Below are 26,515 nucleotides of genomic sequence, written 5' to 3'. Positions count from 1 at the left end.
CAACTCCTACCCCGTCAATATCCCCAATATCGCCCTGTACCTTGCCGCTGTCTTTTCAACAATCTCATCAGGAAGTTTGGGGCCGGGATATGTCTGGTTCCAATCGAGGGTTAAAAGATAATCTCGGACGATCTGCTTGTCAAAACTGTCCTGACCTTTCCCGGGCTTATAATCCTTCATAGACCAGAAGCGCGATGAATCAGGCGTAAGGATTTCATCAATCAGAAGCAACTTATCATTATAGACGCCGAATTCCATCTTCGTATCAGCGATTATTATTCCTTTCTTCTCTGCCATCTCCCTCGCCTTTTTATAGACTCTGAGGCTTGTATCCCTGAGCTTGTTTGCAGTATCATCACCGACAAGCTTTCTCGTCTCATCAAAACTTATATTTATGTCATGCCCCTCTTCCGCTTTAGTGCTTGGAGTGAATATCGGCTCATCAAGCCTTGCGGATTCAACAAGCCCGTCAGGAAGTTTTATGCCGCAGACTGTGCCTGATTTTTTGTATTCCTTCCACCCTGAACCTGAGAGATAACCCCTTACAATGCATTCAACAGGCATGGGCTTTGCCTTCTTAACGAGCATGCTCCTGCCTTCAAGGATGTCTTTGTATTTATGCAGAACCTTCGGATAGTCTTTTACATCTGTTGCAACAATATGGTTTTCTATTATGTCCTTCATCCGGTTGAACCAGTATATTGAAATCTGTGTAAGAATCCTGCCCTTATCAGGAATTCCATTCGGAAGAACGACATCAAATGCAGAGACCCTGTCAGTTGCTATTATCAGAAGATAGTCATCTATTTCATAGACATCACGCACCTTCCCTCTTCTCAGAAATTTAACATCGGATAAATTAGTTTCCATTACTATATTCGACATCTCCGCCTCCTGATTAATTTTTCTATTTCCACTGCAAAGAATACCACAGATGACAGGACGAGTGTAAACACCAGTTCATTTAAAGTAAGCGGCTCTGTCTTGAATATGGGATTTAAGAAAGGCACATATATAGTCGCCATCTGCAGGATGAATGTAAATATCACTGCGCCGAGGAGATATTTATTCGAAAACAATCCGATTTTAAATAACGACTCCCTCTCAGACCTTATGGCAAGGACATGGCCGAGCTGTGTCAGGCAGAGAACGGTAAACACCATTGTCTGCCAATGGGCATGTTCAGTTTTGATAGACCATGCCTGGACAAACAGAACAACTCCACCCATCAAGAGACCCACCCATATGGCATGTAGTCCTAATCCGTGGGCAAATATGCTCTCCTTCGGATGCCTCGGAGGCCCGCTCATCACATCTCCCTCTGCAGGCTCGGCAGAGAGGGCAAGGGCAGGAAGCCCGTCTGTAACAAGGTTTATCCAGAGTATATGGATCGGCAGAAGCGGAATCGGCAAGCCGACAAGGGGTGCGAGGAAGAGGGTCCATATCTCTCCTGAGTTTGTTGTAAGAAGGTACTTTATAAACTTTCTTATATTGTCATATATCTTTCTGCCCTCTCTTACAGCCTTCACTATAGTGGCAAAATTATCATCAAGGAGTATCATATGAGCAGCCTCTTTTGAGACGTCTGTTCCTGTAATCCCCATTGCAACGCCGATGTCCGCTCTCTTTAATGCAGGAGCATCATTCACACCGTCTCCTGTCATTGCAACAAACTGTCCCTTGTCCTGAAGCGCCTTCACAATCTTCAGTTTCTGTTCTGGCGCAACACGGGCATAGACCTGAATGTTCTCAACCCTCTCTTCAAATTCCTTAAGAGAGAGTTTTTCAAGCTCCCTCCCTGTTATAAGGTTGAAATTTACATCCTCATCTCCAAGCATTCCAATCCTCCGCGCAATTGCCCATGCTGTAATCGGATGGTCTCCTGTAATCATAACGGGTTTTATCCCTGCAGTTTGGCACATTGCCACTGCCTCCCTTGCCTCCTCCCTCGGAGGGTCCATTATTCCTACAAGGCCTATGATTATAAGCCCTCTTTCCACATTCTCATGGGACATGTCTGAGGGAAGCTCATTCCATCCCCTCATTGCAATGCCGAGAACCCTGAGTCCGTCAGCAGCCATCCTTTCATTAACTCTGTGAATCTCTTCCCTGTCTATCTTTACTGTCCCGCCTGATTTGAGGATGCCGTCTGATTTTTCCAGAAGAACTTCAATAGCGCCTTTTGTGAAAGAAACAAAGTTGAAAGTTAGAAGTTGGGAGTTAGGAGTTAAAAGCTTCTCTAATTCTTCACTTTTAATTTTTAACTTTTCACTTTTCACTTCATGAAATGTCGTCATGCATTTTCTCTCGGAATCAAACGGTATCTCCTCAACTCTCGGGAACAACTCTTCACGCGAAGACTTATCGAATCCGTTTTCTCTGGCAGCAGAAAAAAGAGCTACCTCTGTAGGATCGCCGATGATATTGCCGTCCCTGTCAGGTTTCGCGTCATTGCTTAAAGCAATTGCAGTGAAAAAAGTTGAGAGTTGAGAGTTGAGAGTTAAGAGTTGTTCTATTCTCCCACTTTTAACTTTTAACTCTTCACTTTTAAGTATTTCCCCGCCTATATACATCTCTTCCACACTCATCCGGTTCTGTGTCAGCGTCCCTGTCTTGTCGGAGCATATGTATGTGACGGAGCCGAGGGTCTCAACAGCAGGGAGCTTTCTTATCAGGCCATTCTGCTTAACCATCTTCTTTGCGCCGAGGGCAAGGGAAATGGTTATCACAGCCGGAAGCGCTTCAGGAATCGCTGCTACGGCAAGGGATATGGCGGTCAGAAGCATCAGCAAGGGCTGTTCACCTCTTAATATCCCGATACCAAAAACAATTGCGCATATTGCAAGCACAGCAATGGCAAGCTTCTTCCCAAATGCAGCGAGCCTTTTTTGAAGGGGTGTTTTGACCTCTTCTTCCTCCTGAAGCATGGTTGCAATCTTTCCAAGCTCGGTGTCCATCCCGGTAGCCGCTGCAATACCGGCGCCTCTGCCGTAAGACACGGTAGTGCCTTTGTATGCCATATTTTTTCTGTCACCAAGCGGCAGCATCTCGTCATGCAATGCCTTTATATGTTTTTCTACCGGGATAGATTCGCCGGTAAGGGCTGCCTCTTCAACTTTCAACTGTGCGGTTTCTATCAGCCTCATATCAGCCGGAACTACCTTCCCTGCCTCAAGCAATACAATGTCGCCCGGAACAATTTCTACTGCGGGGATATTTGCAGGCTTTCCATCTCTTATTACAGTGGCAATCTGCGCTGCCATTTTTTTCAATGCTGCCATCGCCTTTTCTGCCCTGTATTCCTGAATAAATCCTATGACGGCATTAAGGACAACGATTACTATAATGGCTATGGTATCCGCGGGTTCGCCGATAATGCCGGAAATTATTGCAGCTCCGATAAGGATGAGTATCATGAAGTCCTTGAACTGGCCAAGGAACATCATAAAAAGAGTTCTCTTTTCTTTTTCCTTTAATTCATTCGGGCCATATTCGAGCAGCCGCTTCTGCGCCTCTTCTGAAGAAAGCCCTTTTGAAGACGACTGCAGGCCGTCTAATATATCTTTAGTCTCTTTCTGGTGCCAGCGCATATATGCCCCTTTAGAATTAATCAAACAGTTCCTGAGGGAACCATTTCTTTTTATGATTTATATGACGACTGATCCTCTGTCTGAATCATGTTTTTTTGCCGAGGGCTTCAACCCTCTCGCAGACATTCGCCAACTGAGGCTCTTTGCCTCCTATCCTGTACATGACATATATGGAAAGCCCGAGCAGGGCAGCGCCGGCCGCAACAATGGCAGGGTTCCAGATATGCTCCGGAATAATATCATACAGGCCATAGATGCCGAAACCGATAAATATCATTGCAGCAGCCCATTTTATCGCATTCTCAGGAATCCTCTTGCCCATCACGTTTCCAAATATTATCCCAATGGCATTGGAAATGAGCATACCAAGCGTTGTCCCAAGCCAGACAGGGATTATGGTGTTGTATTCCACTGCAAGGGCTATAGTTGCCAATTGGGTCTTGTCGCCCATCTCAGCTATGAAAAAAGCTATCGTTACTGTCCAGAAAGGACTGAATTTATATTTTTTGTCCTCATCTTGCAGTTTGTCTCCGCGTATAGTCCACAAGCCAAAAATGATGAAAGATGCAGCCGCCGCTGTCTTTACATATTCCATGGGCACAATTGCGTTCAGGTAATTACCCAGTGCAGCAGCCATAAGATGGTTTGCCGCAGTTGCGGCAAATACGCCCCACATGACCGTCTGCCAGCGATACCTGCAGGCAAAAGCCATCGCAAGAAGCTGTGTCTTGTCACCCATTTCTGCTAAAACAACAAAGATGAGCGACGCTAAAAAAGCCGGCATATCATGAACCCCCAAATAATTAATATCCACCCAACGGCCATTTTACTTTTTAAATACGCTAAACAACTTTTCCAGTCCGCCTTTCTCAAGCTTTGACACAGCCTCAAGTTCTCCTGCATCAAGCCATATACCTTCGCACTCAGAGCACTTATCAACTTTTATGCTCTTATAATCAATCTCTATCATCTCCATGCCGCACTTCGGACATCTCATGTAATGAAGTTCTTTCAACTTATTCTTTTCCTCTGCTTTAAGTTTCTTATGCTTTTCCTCCTCGATCTTCTTCAATCTCTCATACTCCATCCTTGCGATATACTCTGCTTCCCTTTCACTTGGTTTCATCTGTAATTCCTCCTTTTTTAAAATTCTGAATTTTATATTTTACCCTTTTCAGCAACCTGCGCGCCCATGCAAATTCCAGCGCAAGTATCCCAAGCCCAACAGGAATTACTATAAAGGCAGGGCCTGGCAGCACAATCATGGCAAGTCCGATTAACAGCACTGTAAAACCGACTATTGCTATTATAAGCTTTTTTGTATGGTTGATACTCTTTAAGAGAAATGAATTCATTCAGCGCCTTTAAACCCATTATCCGGAGTTTTGCTTAATCCGACTTCTTTAAACATATCCGCATCTGTGTCGTAAGCGTAAATCTTGCCTGTCTCGATATTGTAGTTCCAGCCATGCAGGTGAAGCGCACCTGAGTCTAATGCCTCCCGAACACACGGATATGTTTGAATATTATGCAGTTGACACAAAACGTTTTCTTCTTCGGTAATCCTCTGTCGGATTTCTGCAGACGTTTCAGGATAATGCTTCAAAACAATATTTCTCACAGAATCAGCCAACTTCAGCCAGTCTTTTAAATGGGGCATATTTGTCAATTCTCTTTCATCCTTATAAAGCGCCTCCATGGCGCCGCAATTTGAATGGCCGCACACAATAATATCTTTTACCTTTAAGCTCAATACTGCAAATTCTATCGCTGCTGCAACGCTGTTTTTGTCCTTTATGGCGTCATATGGAGGAATAATATTCCCCACATTCCTTACGATAAAAATCTCACCGGGTTTGCTTTGAGTAACCAGATTAGGGTCTATGCGTGAATCAGAGCATGTGATAAAAAGGACTTCCGGTTCTTGCCTTTTTGAAAGCCGTTTAAAAAAGACTTTCCCCTTCTTAAAATATGACCCTTGAAATTTGTGAATCCCCTTATAAAGCTTTTTCATCTGGTTTTCTATGCAATCTTATTAAAACCAAAACACTACGCCTTTTCAATGACAAAAAGTAACTGTCCTTCATGGACAGTGTCATTAAGTTTTACGCAGACCTCTGCGATCTGGGCATCAAAGGGAGCTATGATGGCATTTTCCATCTTCATTGCCTCAAGGTTTGCAATCTCCTCTCCTTTATGGACAATATCTCCAGCCTTAATACTTCCCCTTTCATGATTGCCGATTCTCCAGATGTTCCCATTAATCGGTGCACCGATCTCGTTGTGCCCTTTAGCCATCCTTATCTCAATCTTCTTAGCCCTCGGCGTCTCAACAGGATAGACCCTTGTCTTGTTATTTACCTTCATAACAACATGGATGATACCGTCATTCTCTGCTCCTATTGATAGAAGCTCTATTGTATAGGGTTTTCTCCAGAGTTCAAAATCCACCCTGTCGCCGGATTTTTTAAGTCCTTCTCTCCAGACATCCGTAGGAAGAACCAATGGCGCCTCTCCGTATTTTTCGCGAAACTCTATATATTCAACAGCATCCTTCGGATGCATGAGATATAATATAAACTCTTCCTCATTCGGCTCCCTGCCGAGGCTTTCGGACAGTTCCCTTCTTATCTTTTCGAGGTCGTCGCCAGGCATTGAATCGAGGGGTGAAAGTTCCCTTCTTTCTTTTGTCTTTTCTTCCCATTCTTCTCCGAATGTGCTTCTGTATACCCATTCTGCAGGCCAGCCTACAGGAAGTTTTCCGTAATTCCCAAGTAAAAGGTTTTTGAAGTCTCCGGGTGCATTTCTGAAGAGCATGAGCAGTTCCTCCTGCTCATCCTTATCCATCGCATCAAAATCCAGAGTCTTTTCTTCAACGAATTTTGTCATGAGTTCGATTATATGCTTTACTCCTGCATCTCCGCGCTCCTTTGCATATCTGTTCACTATGCCGCTGCATGTAACCCACGTAATCTGGGAGCCGGGCGTGACATCAAAATACTTCACAATCCTGTTATAAAGTGACATCAGTTTCAGTATCGCAGGCATGAGATGAAGAAATTCGGCCTTTTGTGCCTGCTCAAATGAACTCGGGAATGCGCCTCCCGGCATCTTGTGGAGCGTCACTGTGTGGTCGTATCCCTTGAAAGGTGATTCAGCCCATTCGTAGTGTCCAATCCATTCCCTGACCTTTTGTACTGCTTCCTCAGCCTCTTTTCTGTCAATATGAACGGGGATGCCTGATTGCTCAAAATATGCCTGCACACTAAGAATGGGCGAATGCCCATAAAACCGCACAAGGGAATCTTCCTGCACATCAAATATCTTTGCACCTGCCTTTGCCGCAGCTAAAAATGCAGGGATTGCAAGCCCATCTGTTATATGCCGGTGGTAATTGATAACAAGCTCCGGATATTTCTGCTTTATTGCATCTATAAGGTTCCCTATCCTGTTGACATCTCCTACTCCGGCCATATCCTTAATGCAAAGGACTATCTCGTCAATTCCACCGCACAGACCGATAATGTCGCGCACAACGCCGAGATAATATTCGTTTGTTGCCCAGTCTGCTACAGTAAAGGATATTGTGGGCTCAAAGAGCCTTCCCCTTTTCATCACGACTTCTGCAACAGAACGCATGTTCCTTACATCGTTTAAGAAAGAAAAACATCTCCATACATCTATATCAACTTTTGATACAACATGCTCGATAACATTTTTAGGATAGGGTCTGTACCCGAAGAGATTTGTCTCACGTATAAGCGTCTGAAGAAGGACATTTGGCATCAGTTCCCTGAGGATATCTATCTCTTCAACAGGGCTTTCCCTCCTGTTCATTATCCCAACATGCCATCTTGCGCCGCCATGACATTCAGCGCTGAATAGTCCCATCCGGTTGTAGTATGGAGCAAGAGTCTTGAGGTCATATATCCTGTGCCTGTTCTTAAAATCAGACTGTCCTGCATCACGCATCCCCACAGATGTGAGGCATACACCCCTGAGAGAGCGCACTGCCTTCACAATCTCTTTAGGAGTCATCCCGGGCTTGACTAAAATGTTATTTTCTTTTTTCTTCTCTTTTCTCATTTTTAATTTTTAATTTTTTACTTTCAACTCTTAACTTTTTAATCACATCCACTGCCGAGGTCCAAGCGCAGATATCTCTGCAACATATCTTGCAACCTTTAATCCCTCATCTTCGCTGTTCTTCTCCTTAAACATGGAAATAAGTTCATCCATATGCTCCTCAATAAATCTTGTGGAGAACTCTCCCTCTATGAATTTGGGGTGCCTTATTATGCTCAGCAAAAGAGGGGCAAGGGTCTTCACTCCCTCTACCCGCAGGTTTCTGCTCAGGGAACGATCCATAACCCTTATTGCATCAGCCCTGTCTGCTCCTGCTGTCATTAACAGCATGAAAAGAGAATCATAGTACGGCGGGATATCCGCTCCCTCATACACTCCTGATGCTACTCTGACAGCCGGCCCCATTGGAACCTGCAGCCTTGTAATCGTACCGAATGACGGGCTGAAAGTCTTTGGGTCTTCTGCATTCAACCTCACCTCAAGAGCCCACCTGTTCGGTCTTATGTCAGACTGCCTGAAAGGAAGTTTCTTATTCATGGCAACATCAAGCATAATGCCCACTATGTCAAGGCCTGTTATAAGCTCTGTTATTCCGTGTTCAACCTGAAGCCTTGTATTCACCTCAAGAAAGTAAAACTTCTTCGAAGGCGCATCAAAGATGAACTCAACCGTACCTGCACTCGTATATCCAATCTCCCTCATAAGCCTTACAGCAGTTATACATATCTCCTGTCTCAGCCCCTCGTCCATGCTTGGAGAAGGCGCTTCCTCAATTATCTTCTGGTTTCGCCTCTGAAGGGTGCATTCCCTCTCAAAGAGATGAACTACATTCCCATAGTTGTCTGCAACTATTTGCACTTCAATATGCCTGCCCCGCTCAACGTATTTTTCAACGAGTATTGTTTCGTCTCCAAATGACTTCTTTGCCTCGGAACGTGCCTGTGAAAATGCCTGTGGAATCTGTTCATTGCTCTCTACCTTCACCATGCCCTTGCCGCCGCCTGCAGCCGCCTTTATCATAATCGGGAAACTTACATCCTCGTCGTTCATCCATTTCTTAATCTGTTCGACATTTGTTACATTGCTAATGCCCGGGATAGTAGGCACATTCGACTTTTGTGCAAGCGCCTTTGCCTTAATCTTGTCACCCATCATTTTAATGACTTCAGGAGAAGGCCCTATCCATATAAGTCCTGCATCTATCACCTTTTTCGCAAACTCCGCATTCTCTGCAAGAAAGCCCCATCCTGAATGTATTGCATCCGAACCGCTTCTAAGGGCAGCATCTATCATCTTATCCATATTGAGATAGGACTCTATGGGCGGCGCCTCGCCTATATGCACAGCAGTATCAGCCATGAACACATGATGGGCAAGCCTGTCAGGGGTGCTGTAAACAGCCGTGGTAGGAATTTTTCTGTCCCTGCATGTGTGCATAACCCTCACCGCAGGGACGCCGCGATTTGCAATCAAAACTTTCCCGATTTTTCTTTCCATAGTATTCCTTATAATTTGAAGTTATATATATAAATAATTCGCTTTAAAAATTAAAGGCTTTCAGTCCTTGCCTCCGAAATGGCTGAGTGCGATAAGCGCTGCAGAGACAATGGCAATCAAGATTAAATATTTACTTCTTTCAAGAATCCTATCCATACTTCAGCGCCATCCTTTCTTGATTTTGTAAGTTAGTCTTAACTCTTAACTTTCAATTCCAAACTTTAAACTGTTTTTCATGGCGGAGAGGGAGGGATTTGAACCCCCGGTGAAGTTGCCCCCACAACGGTTTTCGAGACCGCCCCATTCAGCCTCTCTGGCACCTCTCCATAACAACAGTTATCAGTGAGTAGTTTTTAGTTTAAAACAAAAAAGCAATTGAAGAATAGATGTATGGCAGGAATCTATCTGCGTTCCTTAAAAAACTTTATCAACACCTCTGCACATTCATCCTCAAGAACCCCTGAAACAACCTCAACCTGATGGTTAAGCCTCCTGTCATTCAGGAGTTTATAAAGGCTGTCAACTGCTCCGCCTTTTTCATCTTTACAGCCGTAAACAAGTCTGCCGAGCCTTGCATTCACCATTGAACCTGCACACATAATACACGGCTCTTTTGTCACATAGAGTGTGGCTTCACCTAACCGCCAGCTACTGCCCTTTTCTGCTCCGATTCTTATTGCAATAAGCTCTGCGTGCGCAGTAGGGTCTTTTGATGATTCACGGGTATTGTGCGTCCGGGAAATAACAACATCTTCAATAACAAGAACAGCTCCTACAGGGACCTCACCCTCAGAAAAAGCAAGACTTGCCTCTTCAAGCGCCAGCCTCATGAAAAATACATCTCTGTCGGTAATCATTGAAACCTTTTTCTGGCGCGCCCAGAGGGATTCGAACCCCCAGCCTGCGGATTCGTAGTCCGACGCTCTATCCAGTTGAGCTATGGGCGCATTGCCGGATTATCACTTCTTCACAGGCTCTTTAAGCATAATATTAAATCTTGCATGCTCAAACGGATGCATTGATTGGAGTTCTTTGCGGGACCACAGCCAACCCCATTGCTTTCCGGGAGCAGGAAATATTTGTTTATCACCATCTGTTACCTTTATACCGACAGCAGGATTATTAAGATTGGCTGAACCTGAAGTTATTTTACTTCCATCCATAATAAAATCAGGAAGAAAATCTCCAACAGTCACCTTCAAGGTGGAACCCGGTATTTTCCAATCGCTGTTGAGTTTAACCGTATATTCCTCTGTTTTTTTTGTCTCTTTATTCTCAACAATAAATTTTACTGAATCCCACTTGCCTTTTACATTCGCAGGGACAACAACCTCAAGCTTTCCACCTGACATCATCTGATGCCCCTGTGGCGCTGCCTGTTCTTGTGGAAGCACTCCCATCCCTTGCGGCACCGCCGGCGCCTTAGGAACAGGCTGTTGCTCTTTCTTTTTACAGCCTGCGAAATATACCAGCGCTAAACTTAACATTACAGCTATTACAATTTTTTTGTTCATATAACCCCCCTCAATCAAATTAAATTATAAGTTATGAGTTATAAGTTAAGAGTTCCTAAAAACTTTTAACTTTACACTTTTAACTCTTCACTTTTGTATCTGGCGGAGAGGCAGGGATTCGAACCCTGGGTAGAGGTTTTGGCCCCTACAACGGTTTAGCAAACCGCCGCCTTCGACCTGCTCGGCCACCTCTCCAAAAAATAGTTATAAGTTTATAGTTAAGAGTTGTAAGTTAGAAGTCAAGGGTTTCTGAAACTTTTAACTTTTCACTGTTTTTACAGAGCTTTATATTACCAGTCTGAAATTGAACTTGTAAACCCCATTAGAGGGTCTGAGCAAGGTAAAGGTCACCAGTTCTCAAAACCTTTTTTGATGGACCAGACTCTGCCTGTGACCGGATCATAGGCAAAAGGCAGATCAAAGGAATCAAGTATATTTTTATCTTTATCAAGAGAATACGGTTCAAGATACTTAGCCTTAAATATAGTATTATCTTTGTACGGTATGACAAAATGGCTTGTAACCAGTTCCTTGAGGCTTTCAGGATATCTGCCATTTTTTATCTTAAAGAACAGAATCGCCTGTCTCAGGTTATTTAATTCTGTCTTAAGCGCAACTTTTTTTGCCTCCTCTATGATAGTCTCATAGCGGTCCATCACCACCACGACCAGAATGCTGATGACTATAAGGACCAGCATGGACTCAACAATCCCGCTGCCTTTTTCATTAAAGCGCTTCAAAAATACTTTCCTCACCCTTGTTTCTTTTTACTCCTGTAATCTTCAATGGCTTTTTTAAGCGCATCCGCTCCTAAATTAGAGCAGTGCATCTTCTGTGCAGGCAGTCCGCCCAATTCATTTGCAACTGTATCCTTTGATATTGCTAACGCCTCATCAATCGTCTTGCCTTTAACCATCTCCGTAATCATGCTGCTTACCGCAATCGCAGCCCCGCATCCGAACGTCTTGAACTTTGCATCGACTATCCTGTCGTCCTTCACCTTTATAAAAATCTGCATCACATCCCCGCACGTAGGGTTCCCCTCTGTGCCGACACCGTCAGCGTCGGGTATCTCTCCCACATTCCTCGGATTTGTAAAATGGTCCATTACTTTTGCACTGTACATTCTCCACCCTCTCCTTTCATTCCCCATCCTTTTGAATAGGGGGACATCTCTCTTAATCTTTTTATCACCTGCGGAAATTCAGAAAGCAGGTAATCCATGTCTTCCTCTGTATTGCTCGTCCCGAGCGTAAAAACAATCGAGCCCTGAGCCAGATTTGAAGACACGCCCATTGACAGCAAAACAGGCGATGCCTTCAATGCCTTTGACGAACATGCAGAACCGGAAGCGGCATAAATGCCCTTTGCCGCAAGAAGCAGAAGCATTGCCTCGCCTTCTATAAATTCAACTGTAAAACTCGCATGTGCCGGAAGCCTGTTTTCGGGATGTCCTGTAAGATAAATGTTTTCAATGTCTGATACGCCCTTAATAAGTTTATTCCTTAATTTCTTAGCCTGCTCCATTCTATCAGCCATCTCATCTTTTGCAAGTTCTGCTGCCTTGCCCATTCCGACAATTGCAGGGACATTCTCTGTGCCTGCCCTTCTTCCGTTTTCCTGTATCCCTCCGTAGATGAGCGGAACTATTCTCATGCCCTCTCTCACATAAAGCGCGCCCGCGCCTTTAGGCCCGTAAAACTGATGCGCTGCCATGCTTAAAAGGTCCACGCCGAGTTCTTTCACATCAACAGGGATATTTCCTGCTGCTGCAACTGCATCCGTATGAAAGATTATTCCTTTTTCTTTTGCAATCCTGCCTATCTCTTTTATAGGCTCTATAGTCCCAACCTCACTACTTGCATGGATTACGGATATGAGCGTTGTCTCTTTTGTTATAGATTTTTTTACCATGTCGGGGTCAACTATCCCATATTTATCCACAGGAAGAAAAGTCACTACAAAACCCATCTTTTCAAGAAACCGCGCAGAATTAAGAATTGAATGGTGCTCCATCTTAGAGACAATTACATGCTTTCCTTCATTCTGCCTTGCAAGCGCAATGCCTCGTAGCGCAAAGTTATTTGCCTCGGCGCCGCTTGATGTAAAGATTATCTCTGATGACTTTGAATTAATGAGCGATGCAACCTGCGCCCTTGCGTTTTCTATTGCCTCTTTTGCCTTTGTGCCAAGGCCATAAAGGCTCAGGGGATTTCCGAAGTCCTCCGTGAAATAAGGCATCATGGCGTCAAAAACACGGCTGTCAAGAGGGTTTGTCGCAACATGGTCAAAATAGCACTTCCTCATTTTCGCTTCACCTTCTTCCTGATATAAAATTTATAAAAATCTTCTGTCTCACTCATCCCTAAAAATTCATTTCCCGTTTTTTCACACCAGCCGGGAATATCTTCAAGCGCACCGTCATAATCAGTCATTATCTCCAGTATCTGCCCGTCATCCAGTTCCCTGATTTTTTCCTCAAGTTTAAGCAGATGCATCGGACACATCATATAAACTATGTCTGTTGTTACATCCGCCTTAACGTTCTCTACAAACTTCATATCACTTTTGACTTTTAATTTTTAACTTTAAATTCTTCTTAAAAAGCGTTCCTGTAATTAAGTCCTTCAATGTGACAGTCCTGAGAAAGGCATCTATCTTCTCGCCAAGGGATTTCCAAAGCATATACGTTACGCATCCATCAACCCGCACGCATCCCTCCTCAGGGTCAAGACAGGAAGTTATGGCTACCGGGCCTTCAAGTTCATTAAGGATAGCGCTGATGCTTACGTCTTCAGGTTTCTTGCTTAACACGTAACCGCCGCCCGGCCCTTTAACGCTCCGTATAAGCCCCCCATTTTTAAGTTTATTAAGTATCTGCTCAAGATAGGCGACAGAAACAGCCTGTCTCTCAGCTATCTCTTTTATGGGAACAGGTTTATTGCCATGCCCTCTCGCTATTTCAAACATCGCCCTCACCCCATACTGTCCCTTTCTGGATAACCTCAGCATAAGAAAATCTTAAAATACCTTAGTAAAATTGTCAAGTATTAGAAAAGGCTTTGTCGTTGCAAGATGCTAATGTCATAAAAATAACAATTAAAACGGCGGCATCTGTCATGCTAAACTTCACTTTTCTTATGTTATACTTAGTTAAATGCCCATTGAAGATAAGCGAAGATTAAATGAAAAGAAGTTTCCAAACTGGGGAATATTACCTAATGGTGGCAGAAGATATTGGCTTGAAGTAACCGGAAAACATGGGTGGAAAGCGAGATATGTTAAAGAAGTAGATTCCATGGAAGAAACAGTTAAGTTTTATCAGGAGATATATGACGGTAATGGCAATTTAATAGAAATCCATGAAAAATTTCCTGTGGACAAAGGCCATAGGAAAATAAAGGAGGGATAACGATGGTTTTAACGAGAAAGATACTTGCAGAAATGCTTATAAAATACATAAACAGGGGAATAGACATATCAGGCATTGTTACTTGGGCGGAGGATATGATGAGGGAAGCTGACTTTGAAAGCAGCAGCTTTGAACTTATTAGAGACATTCTTGCCCGCATAGGACTTGCAGATGTCCGCGAGTTCGGTCTTACATGGGACGATTGTTATGACTACCTGCACAAACTGGGATATGATGTAAAGGTAGAGCTGGTAGAGGTGTAAATTTAACCCCATTTCTTGTTTTTTGCCTGCTATTCCCTCGCTGGGTTATGTGGTGTAGAATTTCCGGAGCTACGACATGAGCTATTCTTGCCGCGCAGCTATGTTACGTTCCTTGAAGCATTCACGCAAGAATTAAATATGGTGTCCCCTGAATTAGACCATGGAATTAGGCATTATGAATTTGCTTACATTTCTTTATTTTCGACTTCGCGACTAATATATTGATAATAAATGTATATTGCGCTCAGAGAGTAAAAAAAGAATGCAAATCCAACTATGAGAGCAACAGATATGCTTCCAGAAAGGACGTATATTATCAAAGAAAAAATCAGACTTGATATTATCCAGAAAACAGTTCTTTTTAATATTAGTTTCTTTATCCTATTTTCCATTTTTCCATTCTCGTCCAACTTAAGTGTAATCTCTATTCTTTAATGTAAAACTATCTTTGCCACATCAACTATATCGCCGTCTTTCAGTTCATGTCGCCCCTCTGCCGGAGCGCCGTTAATCTTAAGCTTCTTACTGCTTTCAGAGGGACTGATAAAGTTTTATCTTCTCTATGAGCCATCGGCAAACAAATATATAAGCGCCACAGTTATATTATCCTTACCGCCGTTTTTATTGGCAATATCAATAAGTGCGCTGCATACTCTGTCAGGTTCATCAGAAACAGCAACTGTAGAAAGGATAACATTGTCAGAAACCATAGTTGTAAGCCCGTCACTGCACAGGACAACCCTGTCGCCATCCATAAGGTCTATTTCGTCAAGGTCAACTTCCACAGACGAAGCGCTGCCGAGAGCCCTTGTAATGATATTTCTTGCCTCTGAACCTTCTGCCTCTTCTTTTGTGAGCAGTCCGCTTTTTACCTGCTCAGACACTATTGAATGGTCGTCAGTAAGCTGGATAATTGAACTTGTCCTGATAAGATAAACCCTGCTGTCGCCTGCGTGCGCTATGCTCATTTTACTGCCGTCAAGCAAGGCAGCGGCAATTGTCGTTCCCATGCCGCGCCATTTAACATTGCTCTGTGATGCCTCATATATCGCCTGATTGGCGAGCCTTATGCCTGAGGCAATCCTGTTTGATGCGTCAGAAAAACTTCTATCATAATCACCAATAAAAGGTTCATTCCCTGCAGACGAGCGCTTAACATGATCCCTTATTGTCTCAACTGCCATCCTGCTTGCAACCTCTCCTGCCGCAGCCCCGCCCATGCCGTCTGCAACAATAAAAAGGCGCAAATCATCGTCAACGCAAAAATTATCCTCATTGTTTTGCCTTGAAACACCCTTGTCTGATTGTCCTGCTGCAAGAAACTTCACTGTTTAACCTGCTTTTTCATATATGAATTATTTCTTTAACCCACTATCCCCTTAAAGTCATTTTCGCTGACAGGCCCCAGCGCTGTAAGCGCAATCTCACTCCCGCTTGTCAGTTTCTCCGCGAGTTCTTTAACCTGTGCGAGGCTTATGGAATTTATCTCTTTTATTATTTCCGAAGGCGAGTAATACCTGCCGTAATACATCTCCTGCCGTGCAATATTCTGCATCCTGCTGCTCGTTGATTCAAGGCCGAGGATAAGATTGCCCTTAAGCTGAGCCTTTGCCCTTTCTACATCAACATCCGAAAGCATGTCTGCCAAACCTCTAAGTTCTTTCAGCACAAGCTCTATCACCTGCAATACTTTCTTTTTCCCTGTTCCCGCATAGACAGCCAATACCCCTGTATCAGCGTATGATGATATATATGAATAAACAGAATACGCAAGCCCTCTTTTCTCCCTTATCTCATGGAAAAGCCGTGAACTGACGCCTCCGCCGAGAATTGTATTCAGAATGAACAATACATACCTGTCTTTGCTTGCCTGCGGCATGCCTTCAACGCCGAGACACAGATGAACTTCAGAGAGCTCTTTGCTGTGAACTCTGAGCTTGCTGCTAAACAGAGGCTGCAGTTCCTTGTCTGGCTCTGACCCTTTCCTGAGAGAACTAAAATTATGATTCAGCGCATCAAGAAGCCTGTCTGTTTCAAAATTTCCTGCGCATGATATAACAATGCCCTTTGTCCCGTAATGTTTTTTTGTGTGGCTGACAAGGTCTTCCCTTATGAACGATTTAATCGTCTCTCTCCTGCCGAGTATGGGCTGCCCTATGCCTGCACTGCCCCATATTGTCTGGTTGAAGAGGTCATATATGTAGTCGTCAGGCGTATCCTCAACCATCTTTATCTCTTCTTTGATAATCCCCTTTTCTTTCTCAATATCTTCTTCCGGGAACGTAGAGTGAATGAATATATCAGACAGGAGTTCTATGCCCTTATCAAAATATTCATCAAGGACTTTGATATAGAATGTTGTGCTTTCCCGCGAGGTAAATGCATTCAGGTCGCCTCCCATCGAATCAGTGTCAACGGCGATATCTCTTGCAGAACGTTTCTGCGTGCCTTTAAAAAACATGTGTTCAAGGAAATGAGATATGCCGTTTTTCTCAGGCAGTTCGTTCCTGGAGCCGACCTTAACCCATACGCCGAGGGCAACAGAACGGACATCCTTGACCTGTTCCATAACTACCGGTATGCCATTTTCAAGATACGTTTTTTTAAACATAATGTCCTTTCTTTAGGCACAATGGACAATAAGTAATGGCTTGTTCGCTTCAGAGCAATTTTTGATAGTAGAATAAAAGATAGGGCATGGTGTCCGAGCGGCTTATTTTGCCGATAGTCCTACAGTAAGCTATATAAAAATCATGAGGCAAAATCCTCGGAGCCCCGATACTATCGGGGCGAGAATGAGCGAGAATACTATGCCCTGTCTTTAAACTGAACCCTATTCCTTTACGGCATCCTTCTCCCGCATAGCCTCTTTCCTGCTAAGACGGATTTTGCCGGTTCTGTCTGCTTCCAAGACCTTTACAAGGACTTCTTCTCCCTCTTTGAGCACATCAGTGACCTTATCTATTCTCTTGAAGTCTATCTGCGATATGTGGAGAAGGCCTTCGGTGCCCGGCATTATCTCTACAAATGCTCCAAAATCGACAATGCGCTTTACCTTCCCGATATATATCCTTCCAATTTCCGCCTCCGCAATAATTCCGTTGATTATCTCTATCGCCTTCTGGGCTGATGTTTCATCAGCAGATGCAATGTTTATCACGCCTGCATCATCAATGTTTATCTTAACCCCTGTCTGCTCTATTATTCCCCTTATCACCTTCCCGCCTGTGCCGATGACATCCCTTATCTTTTCTTGTTTTATCTGCATTGTATATATCCTCGGCGCATGAGGAGAGAGTTGTTCTCTCGGTGCCGATATTGCCTCTTTTATTTTCGAGAGGATAAAGAGCCTTCCCTGTTTTGCCTGCTCAAGCGCCTTCTCCATGATAGAGTAATTTATACCGCCTGTCTTCACATCAAGCTGAAATGCCGTAATGCCGTTCTCTGTTCCTGTAACCTTGAAATCCATATCGCCGAGATGGTCTTCCAGCCCCAGAATATCCGTAAGAACAATATTTTTGTCGCCTTCCTGCACCAATCCCATTGCAATGCCTGCAACCAGAGCCTTTATCGGAACGCCTGCATCCATAAGCGCCAGCGTGCCGCCGCATACTGTCGCCATTGAAGACGAGCCGTTTGATTCAAGGATGTCTGAAACGATTCTTATTGTATAAGGGAATACTTCCTTAGAAGGGATTACAGACTTAAGCGCCCTTTCTGCGAGAACTCCATGTCCTATCTCACGCCTTCCCGGTGAACGCAGCGGCTTTACCTCTCCAACGCTGAAAGGAGGAAAATTATAATGGAGTATAAATGTCTTATAGCTCTCTCCCTCAAGCGAGTCAATCTTCTGTTCATCATCAGCGGTGCCAAGCGTTGCCACAACAAGCGCCTGTGTCTCGCCCCTCACAAAGAGTGCAGAGCCGTGAGCCCTCGGAAGCAGTCCCACCCTTGAACTTATATGCCTTATCTCATCGGGTTTTCTTCCGTCAGACCGTATCCCCTTTTCTATAATCATCCTTCTTACAAGGTCTTTTTCAAGTTTAAAAAAAGCGTCGGCTATATCTTTGCTCATATTTTTCTCAGGCGTATTGAAATGCTTTACAGTTTCATCCAGAATCAGGTCCAGTGTATCCTGCCTCACCAGCTTGCCCGGTATTTTTACCGCTTCTTTCATCCTTTCAATCACATGTTCCTTTACTTTAGCCCTCAGCTCTTCATCAACCACAGGAGGAGTTACCACGCGTTTCTCCTTACCAACAGCATTCCTGAGGTCTATCTGCACTGCAGCAATGCGTTTAATCTCTGCATGAGCATAATCTATCGCCTTAAGAAGCGCTTCCTCTGAAACCTCAGATGTTGCTCCCTCAACCATCAGAACAGAATCTTTGGTTCCCGCGACAACCAGGTTCATGTCAAGTTTCTCTAATTCCGATAAATCCGGATTTATAATGAAATCTCCGTTAATCCTCCCGACTCTAACAGCAGCGACAGGCCCGCCAAACGGGATATCGGAAATCATCAGCGCAGCAGACATGCCGGTTATTCCGAAGACATCGGATACATTCTCATCGCCGTATGAAAGAACAGAAACAATCCCCTGAGTTTCACAAGAAAACCCTTTAGGAAACAATGGACGTATAGGACGGTCTATAAGACGGGAGGTAAGAACTTCCTTTTCGCTCGGCCTGCCTTCCCTCTTAAAAAATCCTCCGGGAATCTTTCCTGCAGAATAAGCCTTCTCCTGATAATCTATAGTAAGGGGGAAAAAATCAAGTCCTTCTCTTGCGTTTTTTGCTGCGACTGCCGTCGCAAGCACTACCGTATCACCATACCTTAAAACAACCGATCCATCCGACTGCTTTGCAATCTCACCTGTTTCAATAATCAGCTTCTTTCCTTTAATCTCAATCTCAAATGTAGTCATCTATCCTCTCTTTTCTATTTTCTAAGCCCTAACCGCTCAATCACCTTCGCGTATCGTTCCTTGCTTGAGGCCTTCAGATAATCAAGCAGCTTTCTCCTCTGACTGACAAGTTTAAGAAGCCCGCAGCGTGAATGGTGGTCGCTTTTGTGGGTTCTGAAATGTTCTGTAAGATAATTTATCCTCTCACTCAGAATAGCCAGCTGAACTTCCGGAGAGCCGGTATCCTTTTCGTGAACTTTGTACTGTTCCATAATCGTCTGTTTCTTTTCTTTATTGAGAGGCATTAACTCACCACCTTCCTGTTTTTTGGTAAGTTAAAGGATAACATAACGTCTTTAATTCTGTAAACCCTGTTAGAAATAGAGGATTAAACCCTGCAAGACTTAGTGCTCTACAAAAGCGAAACAGGGATAATCCGAATTTTTCTAATCGACAAGACAATTAGATATTCTTTTGGGGGGCTGTGGGGTCAGGCTTTCTTTTGTGCATTTAAAATGATATAATTTTCAGCAAGATGGCACGGAAACCTCGCATACAATATGAAGGCGCTTTCTATCACCTCATTGTCAGAGGCAACCAGCGGCAGGATATTTTCTTAGACGACAATGACCGGCTCACCTATCTCGAAAAACTGAAAATTTATAAACAACGCTGCGCTTTTGAACTCTATGCTTATGTCCTCATGGACAACCATGTCCATCTCCTCATGGAGACGCCTAAAGCTCCGGTATTACGCATCATGCAGATGCTTAACTTCACGTATACGCAGTACTTCAATAAGAAATACGGCAAGGTGGGACATCTTTTCCAAGGAAGATACAAATCATATCTTTGCGATAAGGATGCTTACCTTTTGGCGCTTATTCGATATATCCACATGAATCCAGTACGCGCCGGAATAGTTAAGAATATTGATGCCTACAGATGGAGCAGCCATAGGGATTATGTGGCAGGAGGTTCCGGACTTGTTACTACTACGCAAGTATTACGGCTGTTTTCCGGTACGTTACAGACGGCAAGAAAACTTTATGGTGATTTCATGGGCGAAGAGGCAGCAAGCGATAAAAAGGGCATTTATCAAGTAGTTGATCAGCAGATAGTGGGTAATGATGAATTTATAGAAGCTGTGGAGCGGAGACTGAAGCGTAGCGCTCAACCATTGAGAAAGATTTCTATGGAGCGATTAATAAGAATGGTAGAAGAAGAAACCGGGATTGACAAGGCGACTATAGTTTCAAGGAGGAGAAGCAAGGCTCTGAGGATTACGAGAAGCGTCCTCGTGGCAGTAGCGCGAGAAATGGGATATACTATGACGGAGTTGACAGGGCTTTTAAAAAGAGACATATCGATTTTATCGAAACTGTCTAAAAACGCTACGGAGGATGAGTGTCAGGCATTGCATGAGCGCATCAGGATGTTAAATGCACAAAAGAAAGCCTGACCCTATCTACTCTCCTATCTACTCTCTGCTCAACTGCCGCATTATAAGTTACGAAATGAAACAGACATAATATGGCAAGGAAAGCAATCATAATTGGCGCAACATCAGGAATAGGAAAAGAGTTAGCCAAGGTAATGTCCCAAAATAATTATATTGTTGGGCTTGCCGGAAGACGTACTCACTTGCTTGATGAACTTAAGGAGAGTCTTCCGAACAATTCTTTAATCAAGCGCATTGATGTAGCGAAGGCTGATGAAGCAATAACTCAACTGAACGACCTTATTTCTGAAATGGGAGATGTTGATCTTATTGTAATCAGTTCAGGGGTTGGATTTATCAATGACGATTTGTGCTGGTCTAATGAAAAAGAAACTATTGATGTCAATGTCGCTGGTTTTACCGCTATGGCAAATGTTGCTATGCATTATTTTATATCAAACGGTTCAGGTCATTTGGTAAGCATATCGTCAATAGCAGCTCTCAGAGGTGATAGTAGTGCACCAGCCTACAACGCATCAAAAGCCTTTATTTCAAATTATATGGAAGGCTTACGAAAAAAGATTTCAAAATCAGGGATACCTATTGTCGTAACGGATATTCAACCTGGTTTCGTAGATACTGCTATGGCAAAGGGTGATGGTCTTTTCTGGGTGGCATCTCCTCAAAAAGCAGCACAACAAATTTATAAGGCAATCGAAAGAAAAAAGAAGCATGCTTATATCACTAAACGATGGAGACTTATTGGCTGGTTAATGAAAACCATGCCAGAATTTATCTATAACAGAATGTAGCATATGGAAAGGAACTTATAACAACCAGATGCACGTGAACGAGTGCCACAGGACACTTTTCAGATGAGCGGTGACTTGAGGTTTGCAAATCGTCTTTTTGCTCTTTAACATCTTTGGAGTGGCACTCGTCAGTGATCAGGACGTTCTCCCCTCGCTTCGCTCGGGGAGAACCATGAGTTCGAGACAGATGCCCTTCGGGCACTGCTCAACAGCCGCATTAAAAGCGCCGATATTGCTCATTTTTTTAAAATGACACAATTCTGGGGACACTATACACAAATTATTGACATGCGAACGAGGTTAAGCAGGGGGCTGGGGGGCTGTGGGGGGCTGTGGGGTCAGGCTTGAATTAATGAATATAGCCATAGTATAATTTGTCATGGCAAGACCTCCTCGCATACAATTTCCAAACGCCTTTTACCATGTAATTGTAAGGGGCAATCAAAGACAAGCCATTTTTTTAGGCGACAGCGACAGGATAGCTTATCTTGACCTGTTGAAACGGTACAAACAGAAGTGCGGCTTTATCCTCGACGCCTATGTTCTGATGTCCAATCATGTTCACCTGCTCATAGAAACCCCTGATGCTCCTATATCAAAAATCATGCAAATGCTCAGTTTTACCTACACTCAGTATTTCAACAGAAAATACGGCAAGGTCGGACACCTTTTTCAGGGGCGATACAAGTCGTATCTTTGCGACAAAGACGAATATCTTTTGGCACTTCTCAGGTATATCCATCTGAATCCTGTTAGGGCTATGCTTGCCGCAGCACCTGATGAATACAGATGGAGCGGACACAGCGATTACATAAACCGTGGAAGCGGGCTTATAGATGTTGACAGGGCATTGCGTCTTTTTTCTGAAAACAAATCTCAGGCAAGGCAGTTATACAACCGTTTTGTTAATGAGGCTATCAACTCCGGCAAGAACGATTCATTTTATAAAGCCACAGAGCAGCAAATATTAGGTGATGAGAAATTTATAGAAAAAGTGGAAAAAGAAACGGATCGGGCAGTGAAACCAAGGAGGAAGCCGTCAGCAGGGGCGCTATTCAATGCGTTGGAAAAGGAAACAGGCGTAGGGCGTGATGAGATTATTTCAAGAGGCAGAAGCGCGAAAGCTGTCTTTGCGCGTGGCTTGCTGGTAAGCCTGTGGAGGGAGTGCGGCTTGAAAATGACTGATTTGCAGCCGATTCTCAACCGTGATCTTTCTACACTGTCAAAATCGTCAAAAGTGGCTAAAAACATAGACGGACAAAAGGCTATAAAAAAATTAATGAGCAGTTTATATTCACTTTTTGTTCTCTTTTTGTTCTCTTTTTGTTCTCTTTTTGTTCTCTTTTTGTTCTCTTTTTGTTCTCTTTTTGTTCTCTTTTTGTTCTCTTTTTGTTCTCTTTTTACAATGACACAATTCTGGGGACACTATACACAAATTATTGACATGCGAACGAGGTTAAGCATATCTTTCACGTAGAGACGGAAACGGGGCCTGCTGATGCCCTACCTAAAAAACTGCTGTAACTGAGAAAACCCTTGACACATTATCGTTAAAACTTTATTCTTACAATGTATAAATGAAATAACAATATTTGCTGTCATTGCGAGCCGAAGGCGAAGCAATCTCAAAGTTTAGATCCCTCGCTGCGCTCGGGATGACAGACAGAGGTATTATGAAAAAACCATGGGCCGGAAGGTTTACCGGAAAAACATCAAAGGCCGCAGAGTATTTCACAGAATCAATATCATTTGACCGGAGGCTGTGGAAATACGACATTGAGGGAAGCATTGCCCATGCAAAGATGCTCGGCAAACAGAAAATCATCTCTCAGAAAGACTCAGCATCAATCATCAACGGCCTGAAGAACATCGCAGGAGAAATTGAAACAGGCAGATTCAGATTTGCAGTTGAACTTGAAGATATTCACATGAACATTGAGGCGGCGCTTATAAAAAATATCGGGGATGCAGGTAAAAAACTCCACACAGCACGTTCAAGAAATGACCATGTGGCCCTGGACCTGAGACTCTATCTTAGGGCTGAGACAAAGGAAACAATAGCGCTCATTAAAAATCTGCAAAAGGCACTGCTCAATGCCTCGGAAAATAACATCGGTATTATCATGCCGGGCTACACGCATCTGCAAAGGGCGCAGCCTGTTCTCCTGTCGCATCATCTCCTTGCCTATGTTGAGATGCTCCGTAGGGACAGGGAACGCTTTGAAGATTCTCTTAAGAGGATAAATGTCCTTCCTCTCGGCTCATGCGCGCTGGCAGGGACATCCCTGCCGGTTGACAGGCCTTATGTGGCGAAGCTGCTTGGATTTAAAGCCATTGCTGAAAACAGCATTGACGCTGTCTCGGACAGGGACTTCGCAATAGAGTTTTTAACAGATGCCGGCATACTCATGATGCACCTGTCCCGCTTTGCAGAAGAACTCATCCTTTGGTCCACAGAGGAGTTTTCATTTATTGAACTGCCTGACGCGTTCACAACAGGCTCAAGCATAATGCCTCAGAAAAAAAATCCTGATGTTGCGGAATTAATAAGAGGAAAAAGCGGAAGAATATACGGAAACATGATAGCGCTCATGACAGTGATGAAGGGGCTGCCCCTTGCATATAACAGGGATATGCAGGAAGACAAGACGCCTGTCTTTGACACCGTGGACACCGTCAAGTCATGCCTGACAGTCCTTGCACAGATGATGCCTCAGATAAAATTTATGAAGGAGAGAATGCGTGAGGCCGCAGGCAAAGCATATTCCACTGCAACAGATATAGCCGAATATCTCGTAAAAAAAGGCGTTCCATTCAGACAGGCGCATGAGATAACTGGGAAAATTGTCCGTTACTGCATTAAGAACAAAAAACAGCTTGGAGAAATTTCTGTCACCGAATTCAGGAATTTTTCTAATATTATTTCAAAAGACATCTACTCGCGCCTCAGCGCTGAAGATTCTGTAAAGGCAAAGAACTCAAGAGGCGGAACTTCTCCATCGGAAGTGAAAAAACAGATTAAGAGCCTGAAGCAGTTGATAAAATGAAGATATCCAGAATTCTTGCTGTTTACTGTTTACTATTTGCTGCTTACCTCATGCTTGTCTCCTGCGGCAAAAAAACAGCGCCTACACTCAAGGCATATGAAAAACCATCCGCGCCTGCGGCTGTTAAGGCAATACACAGAGAAGACAGAATTATCCTCTCATGGTCCTACACTTCAAAAAAAGAAAATCTGAAAGAATTTTATATTCTCAAGACAGAAGACAGCAGTTTTCAGAAAATAGCGTCTGTAACCAAGGAGGAAAGTTCCTACACAGATGTTAACTTTAAGACAGACACTCTTTATAAATACAAAGTCGTTGCCGGAAGCCTGAAAAAAGTCCTCAGCGACGATTCAAATATACTCATAATAAAGCCTGAAGTTGTCCCTCCTGCCCCGAAAAATATATCATTCAAGGTTGGCAATGATGCCCTGAACGTTTCATGGGACAGCGCAGGAGAAACCGTGCTTTATAACATTTACAGAACCGCTGAGAAAGGCAAATACAGCATCAACCCCATAAATAAAGAGCCGCTGACAGCGCCAAAATATTCTGACACTCTGGAAACAGACAGGCCTGTTTATTATACAATCCGCAGTCTTCTGAACAAGGAATTCCGGAGTGAAGGACAGGCATCAGTGGAAATAACAGTTGACCCTTCAACCTTTATCCCTTCAAAGCCTCAAGGGTTTCAAACAGTTGTCGCAGATGATAAAGTCGTTATTTCATGGAAAGAAAATCCTGAGCTGTGGGTGACAAAATACAGGATTTACGATAAAGTGAATGAAAAAGATGGATTCAAACTCGTAAAAGAATCCGTGACCCCTGCGTTTACCTTAAGAGAGAAAACAGGGACAAAGCACACATACAGGGTAACTGCTGTCGGACCGCTTAAAGAGAGCGAACCTTCAGAGACAGTTACATTTGATTTTTAGATTATGGGAAATCACAAGGCAGGACATGGTATCTTCGCTCATTCTCGGGCTGACGCCCTCCGAGGAATTTTGCCTCATTATTTTTCTTGTTTAAGTTTCAGGAATATCGGCAAAATAAAACCGCTCAAATACCATGTCCTGCCTGTGATGTTCAGACCAATCAGAGAGGAGCAACTATATGCCTAAAATAACCATTCAGGACTTTTTAAAGAAAAAATCAGAAAAGAAAAAAATAACAATGCTTACAGCATACGACTACCCGTTCGCACAGATAGTTGATGAGGCAGGCATTGATGCAATACTTGTTGGAGACTCTCTTGGAATGGTGGTTCAGGGGCTTGAGAACACGCTTCCTGTCACGATGGATGAGATGATATATCACACAAAGATGGTATCAAGGGCTGTAAAGAATGCAATGGTCATAGGAGACATGCCGTTCATGTCCTATCAGGCAAGCGTAGAAGATGCTGTAAGGAATGCAGGAAGGTTTCTGAAGGAGGCAGGCGCATCAGCAATAAAGATTGAAGGCGGAGCTGAAGTGGCAGAACACATCAGGGCCATGACAAAATCAGACATACCCGTTATGGCGCATATAGGACTTACTCCTCAGTCAATACACAGGATGGGAGGATATAAGGTTCAGGGAAAGACAGAGGAAGCGCAGAAAAAACTGATTGAAGAGGCGCACATAGCAGAAGATGCAGGAGCATTTTCACTCTTGCTTGAAGCCATTCCAATGAACCTTGCAAAAAAAATAACAGCAGAGCTTTCCATCCCTACAATAGGCATAGGCGCAGGCCCGTTCTGTGACGGACAGGTGCTTGTTCTTCATGACGTCATCGGGTTATTTGAAAGGTTCGTTCCAAAATTCGTAAAGAGATACGCTAATCTCAAAGAAGAGGCGCTGAAGGCAATAAAGGCTTACAAAGAAGACATAGAAAAAAGCGCATTCCCATCCGAAGAGCAGAGTTTTAAATGAAAGAAGGATTGAACCCGATTCTTTTGCTAAACACAG

Annotated in this window: 28 protein-coding genes and 3 tRNA genes; 8 read left to right on the top strand and 23 right to left on the bottom strand. The window is 43.7% G+C overall.

All coding sequences use genetic code 11. The annotated features are described in order from the left end of the window. Positions 1–6: 6 nt before the first annotated feature. The 18 genes from HY035_05920 to HY035_05835 form a co-directional block, all read right to left on the bottom strand. Positions 7–885: a phosphoribosylaminoimidazolesuccinocarboxamide synthase gene (locus tag HY035_05920; GenBank protein ID MBI3377921.1), complete on the bottom strand. Its 879-nt coding sequence runs from the start codon at positions 883–885 to the stop codon at positions 7–9. Then, a complete protein-coding gene (locus HY035_05915) occupies positions 873–3,590 on the bottom strand; it encodes a cation-translocating P-type ATPase (protein MBI3377920.1) in 2,718 nt (905 codons plus the stop codon). Before HY035_05915 ends, HY035_05920 begins: the two co-directional genes overlap by 13 nt. An 85-nt stretch (positions 3,591–3,675) precedes the next feature. Then, positions 3,676–4,374, bottom strand: coding sequence for a TMEM165/GDT1 family protein (locus HY035_05910; GenBank protein MBI3377919.1), 699 nt, complete (start codon positions 4,372–4,374; stop codon positions 3,676–3,678). Between the two features lie 42 nt (positions 4,375–4,416). Beyond that, positions 4,417–4,716, bottom strand: coding sequence for a zf-TFIIB domain-containing protein (locus tag HY035_05905; GenBank protein MBI3377918.1), 300 nt, complete (start codon positions 4,714–4,716; stop codon positions 4,417–4,419). Further along, positions 4,703–4,945: a PGPGW domain-containing protein gene (locus HY035_05900; GenBank protein MBI3377917.1), complete on the bottom strand. Its 243-nt coding sequence runs from the start codon at positions 4,943–4,945 to the stop codon at positions 4,703–4,705. The genes HY035_05905 and HY035_05900 overlap by 14 nt, the downstream gene beginning before the upstream one ends. Further along, complete coding sequence (locus HY035_05895; protein ID MBI3377916.1) at positions 4,942–5,604, bottom strand: carbonic anhydrase; 663 nt, start codon at positions 5,602–5,604, stop codon at positions 4,942–4,944. Before HY035_05895 ends, HY035_05900 begins: the two co-directional genes overlap by 4 nt. Positions 5,605–5,639: 35 nt before the next feature. Then, complete coding sequence (locus tag HY035_05890) at positions 5,640–7,676, bottom strand: biotin attachment protein (GenBank protein MBI3377915.1); 2,037 nt, start codon at positions 7,674–7,676, stop codon at positions 5,640–5,642. 42 nt (positions 7,677–7,718) lie between these two features. Next, positions 7,719–9,173 (bottom strand): ATP-grasp domain-containing protein, encoded by a 1,455-nt coding sequence (locus HY035_05885; GenBank protein ID MBI3377914.1) that lies wholly within the window; start codon positions 9,171–9,173, stop codon positions 7,719–7,721. A 236-nt stretch (positions 9,174–9,409) separates the two neighbouring features. Further along, positions 9,410–9,499: transfer RNA gene (locus HY035_05880), tRNA-Ser, on the bottom strand. 75 nt (positions 9,500–9,574) lie between these two features. Next, positions 9,575–10,030 (bottom strand): nucleoside deaminase, encoded by a 456-nt coding sequence (locus HY035_05875; GenBank protein ID MBI3377913.1) that lies wholly within the window; start codon positions 10,028–10,030, stop codon positions 9,575–9,577. A gap of 13 nt (positions 10,031–10,043) precedes the next feature. Beyond that, positions 10,044–10,120: transfer RNA gene (locus HY035_05870), tRNA-Arg, on the bottom strand. 12 nt (positions 10,121–10,132) lie between these two features. Beyond that, a complete protein-coding gene (locus tag HY035_05865; protein MBI3377912.1) occupies positions 10,133–10,687 on the bottom strand; it encodes a hypothetical protein in 555 nt (184 codons plus the stop codon). A gap of 100 nt (positions 10,688–10,787) precedes the next feature. Next, positions 10,788–10,882, bottom strand: a tRNA-Ser gene (locus HY035_05860). Between the two features lie 152 nt (positions 10,883–11,034). Then, positions 11,035–11,427, bottom strand: a complete 393-nt coding sequence (locus HY035_05855) for a type II secretion system protein GspG (protein ID MBI3377911.1) — start codon at positions 11,425–11,427, stop codon at positions 11,035–11,037. Positions 11,428–11,438: 11 nt separating this feature from the next. After that, positions 11,439–11,813: a Fe-S cluster assembly scaffold protein NifU gene (nifU, locus tag HY035_05850; GenBank protein MBI3377910.1), complete on the bottom strand. Its 375-nt coding sequence runs from the start codon at positions 11,811–11,813 to the stop codon at positions 11,439–11,441. Next, on the bottom strand, positions 11,795–12,994 hold the full coding sequence (locus tag HY035_05845) for a cysteine desulfurase (GenBank protein MBI3377909.1): 1,200 nt from the start codon (positions 12,992–12,994) through the stop codon (positions 11,795–11,797). Before HY035_05845 ends, nifU begins: the two co-directional genes overlap by 19 nt. Continuing rightward, a complete protein-coding gene (locus HY035_05840; GenBank protein ID MBI3377908.1) occupies positions 12,991–13,248 on the bottom strand; it encodes a sulfurtransferase TusA family protein in 258 nt (85 codons plus the stop codon). The genes HY035_05845 and HY035_05840 overlap by 4 nt, the downstream gene beginning before the upstream one ends. A gap of 1 nt (position 13,249) precedes the next feature. Beyond that, positions 13,250–13,699: an Rrf2 family transcriptional regulator gene (locus tag HY035_05835; GenBank protein MBI3377907.1), complete on the bottom strand. Its 450-nt coding sequence runs from the start codon at positions 13,697–13,699 to the stop codon at positions 13,250–13,252. A 145-nt stretch (positions 13,700–13,844) separates the two neighbouring features. Between HY035_05835 and HY035_05830 the strand changes: the two genes are divergently transcribed. Next, a complete protein-coding gene (locus tag HY035_05830) occupies positions 13,845–14,099 on the top strand; it encodes a hypothetical protein (protein ID MBI3377906.1) in 255 nt (84 codons plus the stop codon). A gap of 2 nt (positions 14,100–14,101) precedes the next feature. Next, entirely contained in the window at positions 14,102–14,362 is a 261-nt protein-coding gene (locus tag HY035_05825) for a hypothetical protein (GenBank protein MBI3377905.1), read from the top strand. 185 nt (positions 14,363–14,547) lie between these two features. Here the strand turns inward: HY035_05825 and HY035_05820 are convergent, their stop codons facing one another. The 5 genes from HY035_05820 to rpsO form a co-directional block, all read right to left on the bottom strand. Then, positions 14,548–14,754, bottom strand: a complete 207-nt coding sequence (locus tag HY035_05820; protein MBI3377904.1) for a hypothetical protein — start codon at positions 14,752–14,754, stop codon at positions 14,548–14,550. Between the two features lie 168 nt (positions 14,755–14,922). Then, positions 14,923–15,690, bottom strand: coding sequence for a Stp1/IreP family PP2C-type Ser/Thr phosphatase (locus tag HY035_05815; GenBank protein ID MBI3377903.1), 768 nt, complete (start codon positions 15,688–15,690; stop codon positions 14,923–14,925). Between the two features lie 35 nt (positions 15,691–15,725). Beyond that, positions 15,726–16,973 carry an insulinase family protein gene (locus HY035_05810; protein MBI3377902.1) on the bottom strand — a complete coding sequence of 416 codons (1,248 nt, stop codon included), beginning with the start codon at positions 16,971–16,973 and terminating at the stop codon, positions 15,726–15,728. A gap of 222 nt (positions 16,974–17,195) precedes the next feature. Then, positions 17,196–19,289 carry a polyribonucleotide nucleotidyltransferase gene (gene pnp / locus HY035_05805; GenBank protein ID MBI3377901.1) on the bottom strand — a complete coding sequence of 698 codons (2,094 nt, stop codon included), beginning with the start codon at positions 19,287–19,289 and terminating at the stop codon, positions 17,196–17,198. A 14-nt stretch (positions 19,290–19,303) separates the two neighbouring features. After that, entirely contained in the window at positions 19,304–19,573 is a 270-nt protein-coding gene (rpsO, locus tag HY035_05800; protein MBI3377900.1) for a 30S ribosomal protein S15, read from the bottom strand. 230 nt (positions 19,574–19,803) lie between these two features. Here rpsO and HY035_05795 point away from each other — a divergent pair, with 230 nt between their 5' ends. The 6 genes from HY035_05795 (at position 19,804) to panB (ending at position 26,479) form a co-directional block, all read left to right on the top strand. Continuing rightward, positions 19,804–20,730, top strand: a complete 927-nt coding sequence (locus HY035_05795) for a transposase (GenBank protein ID MBI3377899.1) — start codon at positions 19,804–19,806, stop codon at positions 20,728–20,730. Positions 20,731–20,801: 71 nt separating this feature from the next. Then, the gene (locus HY035_05790) at positions 20,802–21,521 is read left to right on the top strand and encodes an SDR family NAD(P)-dependent oxidoreductase (GenBank protein ID MBI3377898.1); all 720 of its coding nucleotides are present in this window, start codon (positions 20,802–20,804) and stop codon (positions 21,519–21,521) included. A gap of 379 nt (positions 21,522–21,900) precedes the next feature. Next, on the top strand, positions 21,901–22,998 hold the full coding sequence (locus tag HY035_05785) for a transposase (protein MBI3377897.1): 1,098 nt from the start codon (positions 21,901–21,903) through the stop codon (positions 22,996–22,998). 196 nt (positions 22,999–23,194) lie between these two features. Continuing rightward, positions 23,195–24,568, top strand: a complete 1,374-nt coding sequence (gene argH / locus HY035_05780; GenBank protein ID MBI3377896.1) for an argininosuccinate lyase — start codon at positions 23,195–23,197, stop codon at positions 24,566–24,568. Then, positions 24,565–25,500 (top strand): fibronectin type III domain-containing protein, encoded by a 936-nt coding sequence (locus tag HY035_05775; GenBank protein ID MBI3377895.1) that lies wholly within the window; start codon positions 24,565–24,567, stop codon positions 25,498–25,500. The genes argH and HY035_05775 overlap by 4 nt, the downstream gene beginning before the upstream one ends. 178 nt (positions 25,501–25,678) lie before the next feature. Continuing rightward, positions 25,679–26,479: a 3-methyl-2-oxobutanoate hydroxymethyltransferase gene (gene panB, locus HY035_05770; GenBank protein MBI3377894.1), complete on the top strand. Its 801-nt coding sequence runs from the start codon at positions 25,679–25,681 to the stop codon at positions 26,477–26,479. Positions 26,480–26,515: the final 36 nt, after the last annotated feature.

Source organism: Nitrospirota bacterium (assembly GCA_016195565.1).
Classification (GTDB): domain Bacteria; phylum Nitrospirota; class Thermodesulfovibrionia; order Thermodesulfovibrionales; family UBA1546; genus UBA1546.
This window is presented reverse-complemented; position numbering and strand designations above follow the sequence as displayed.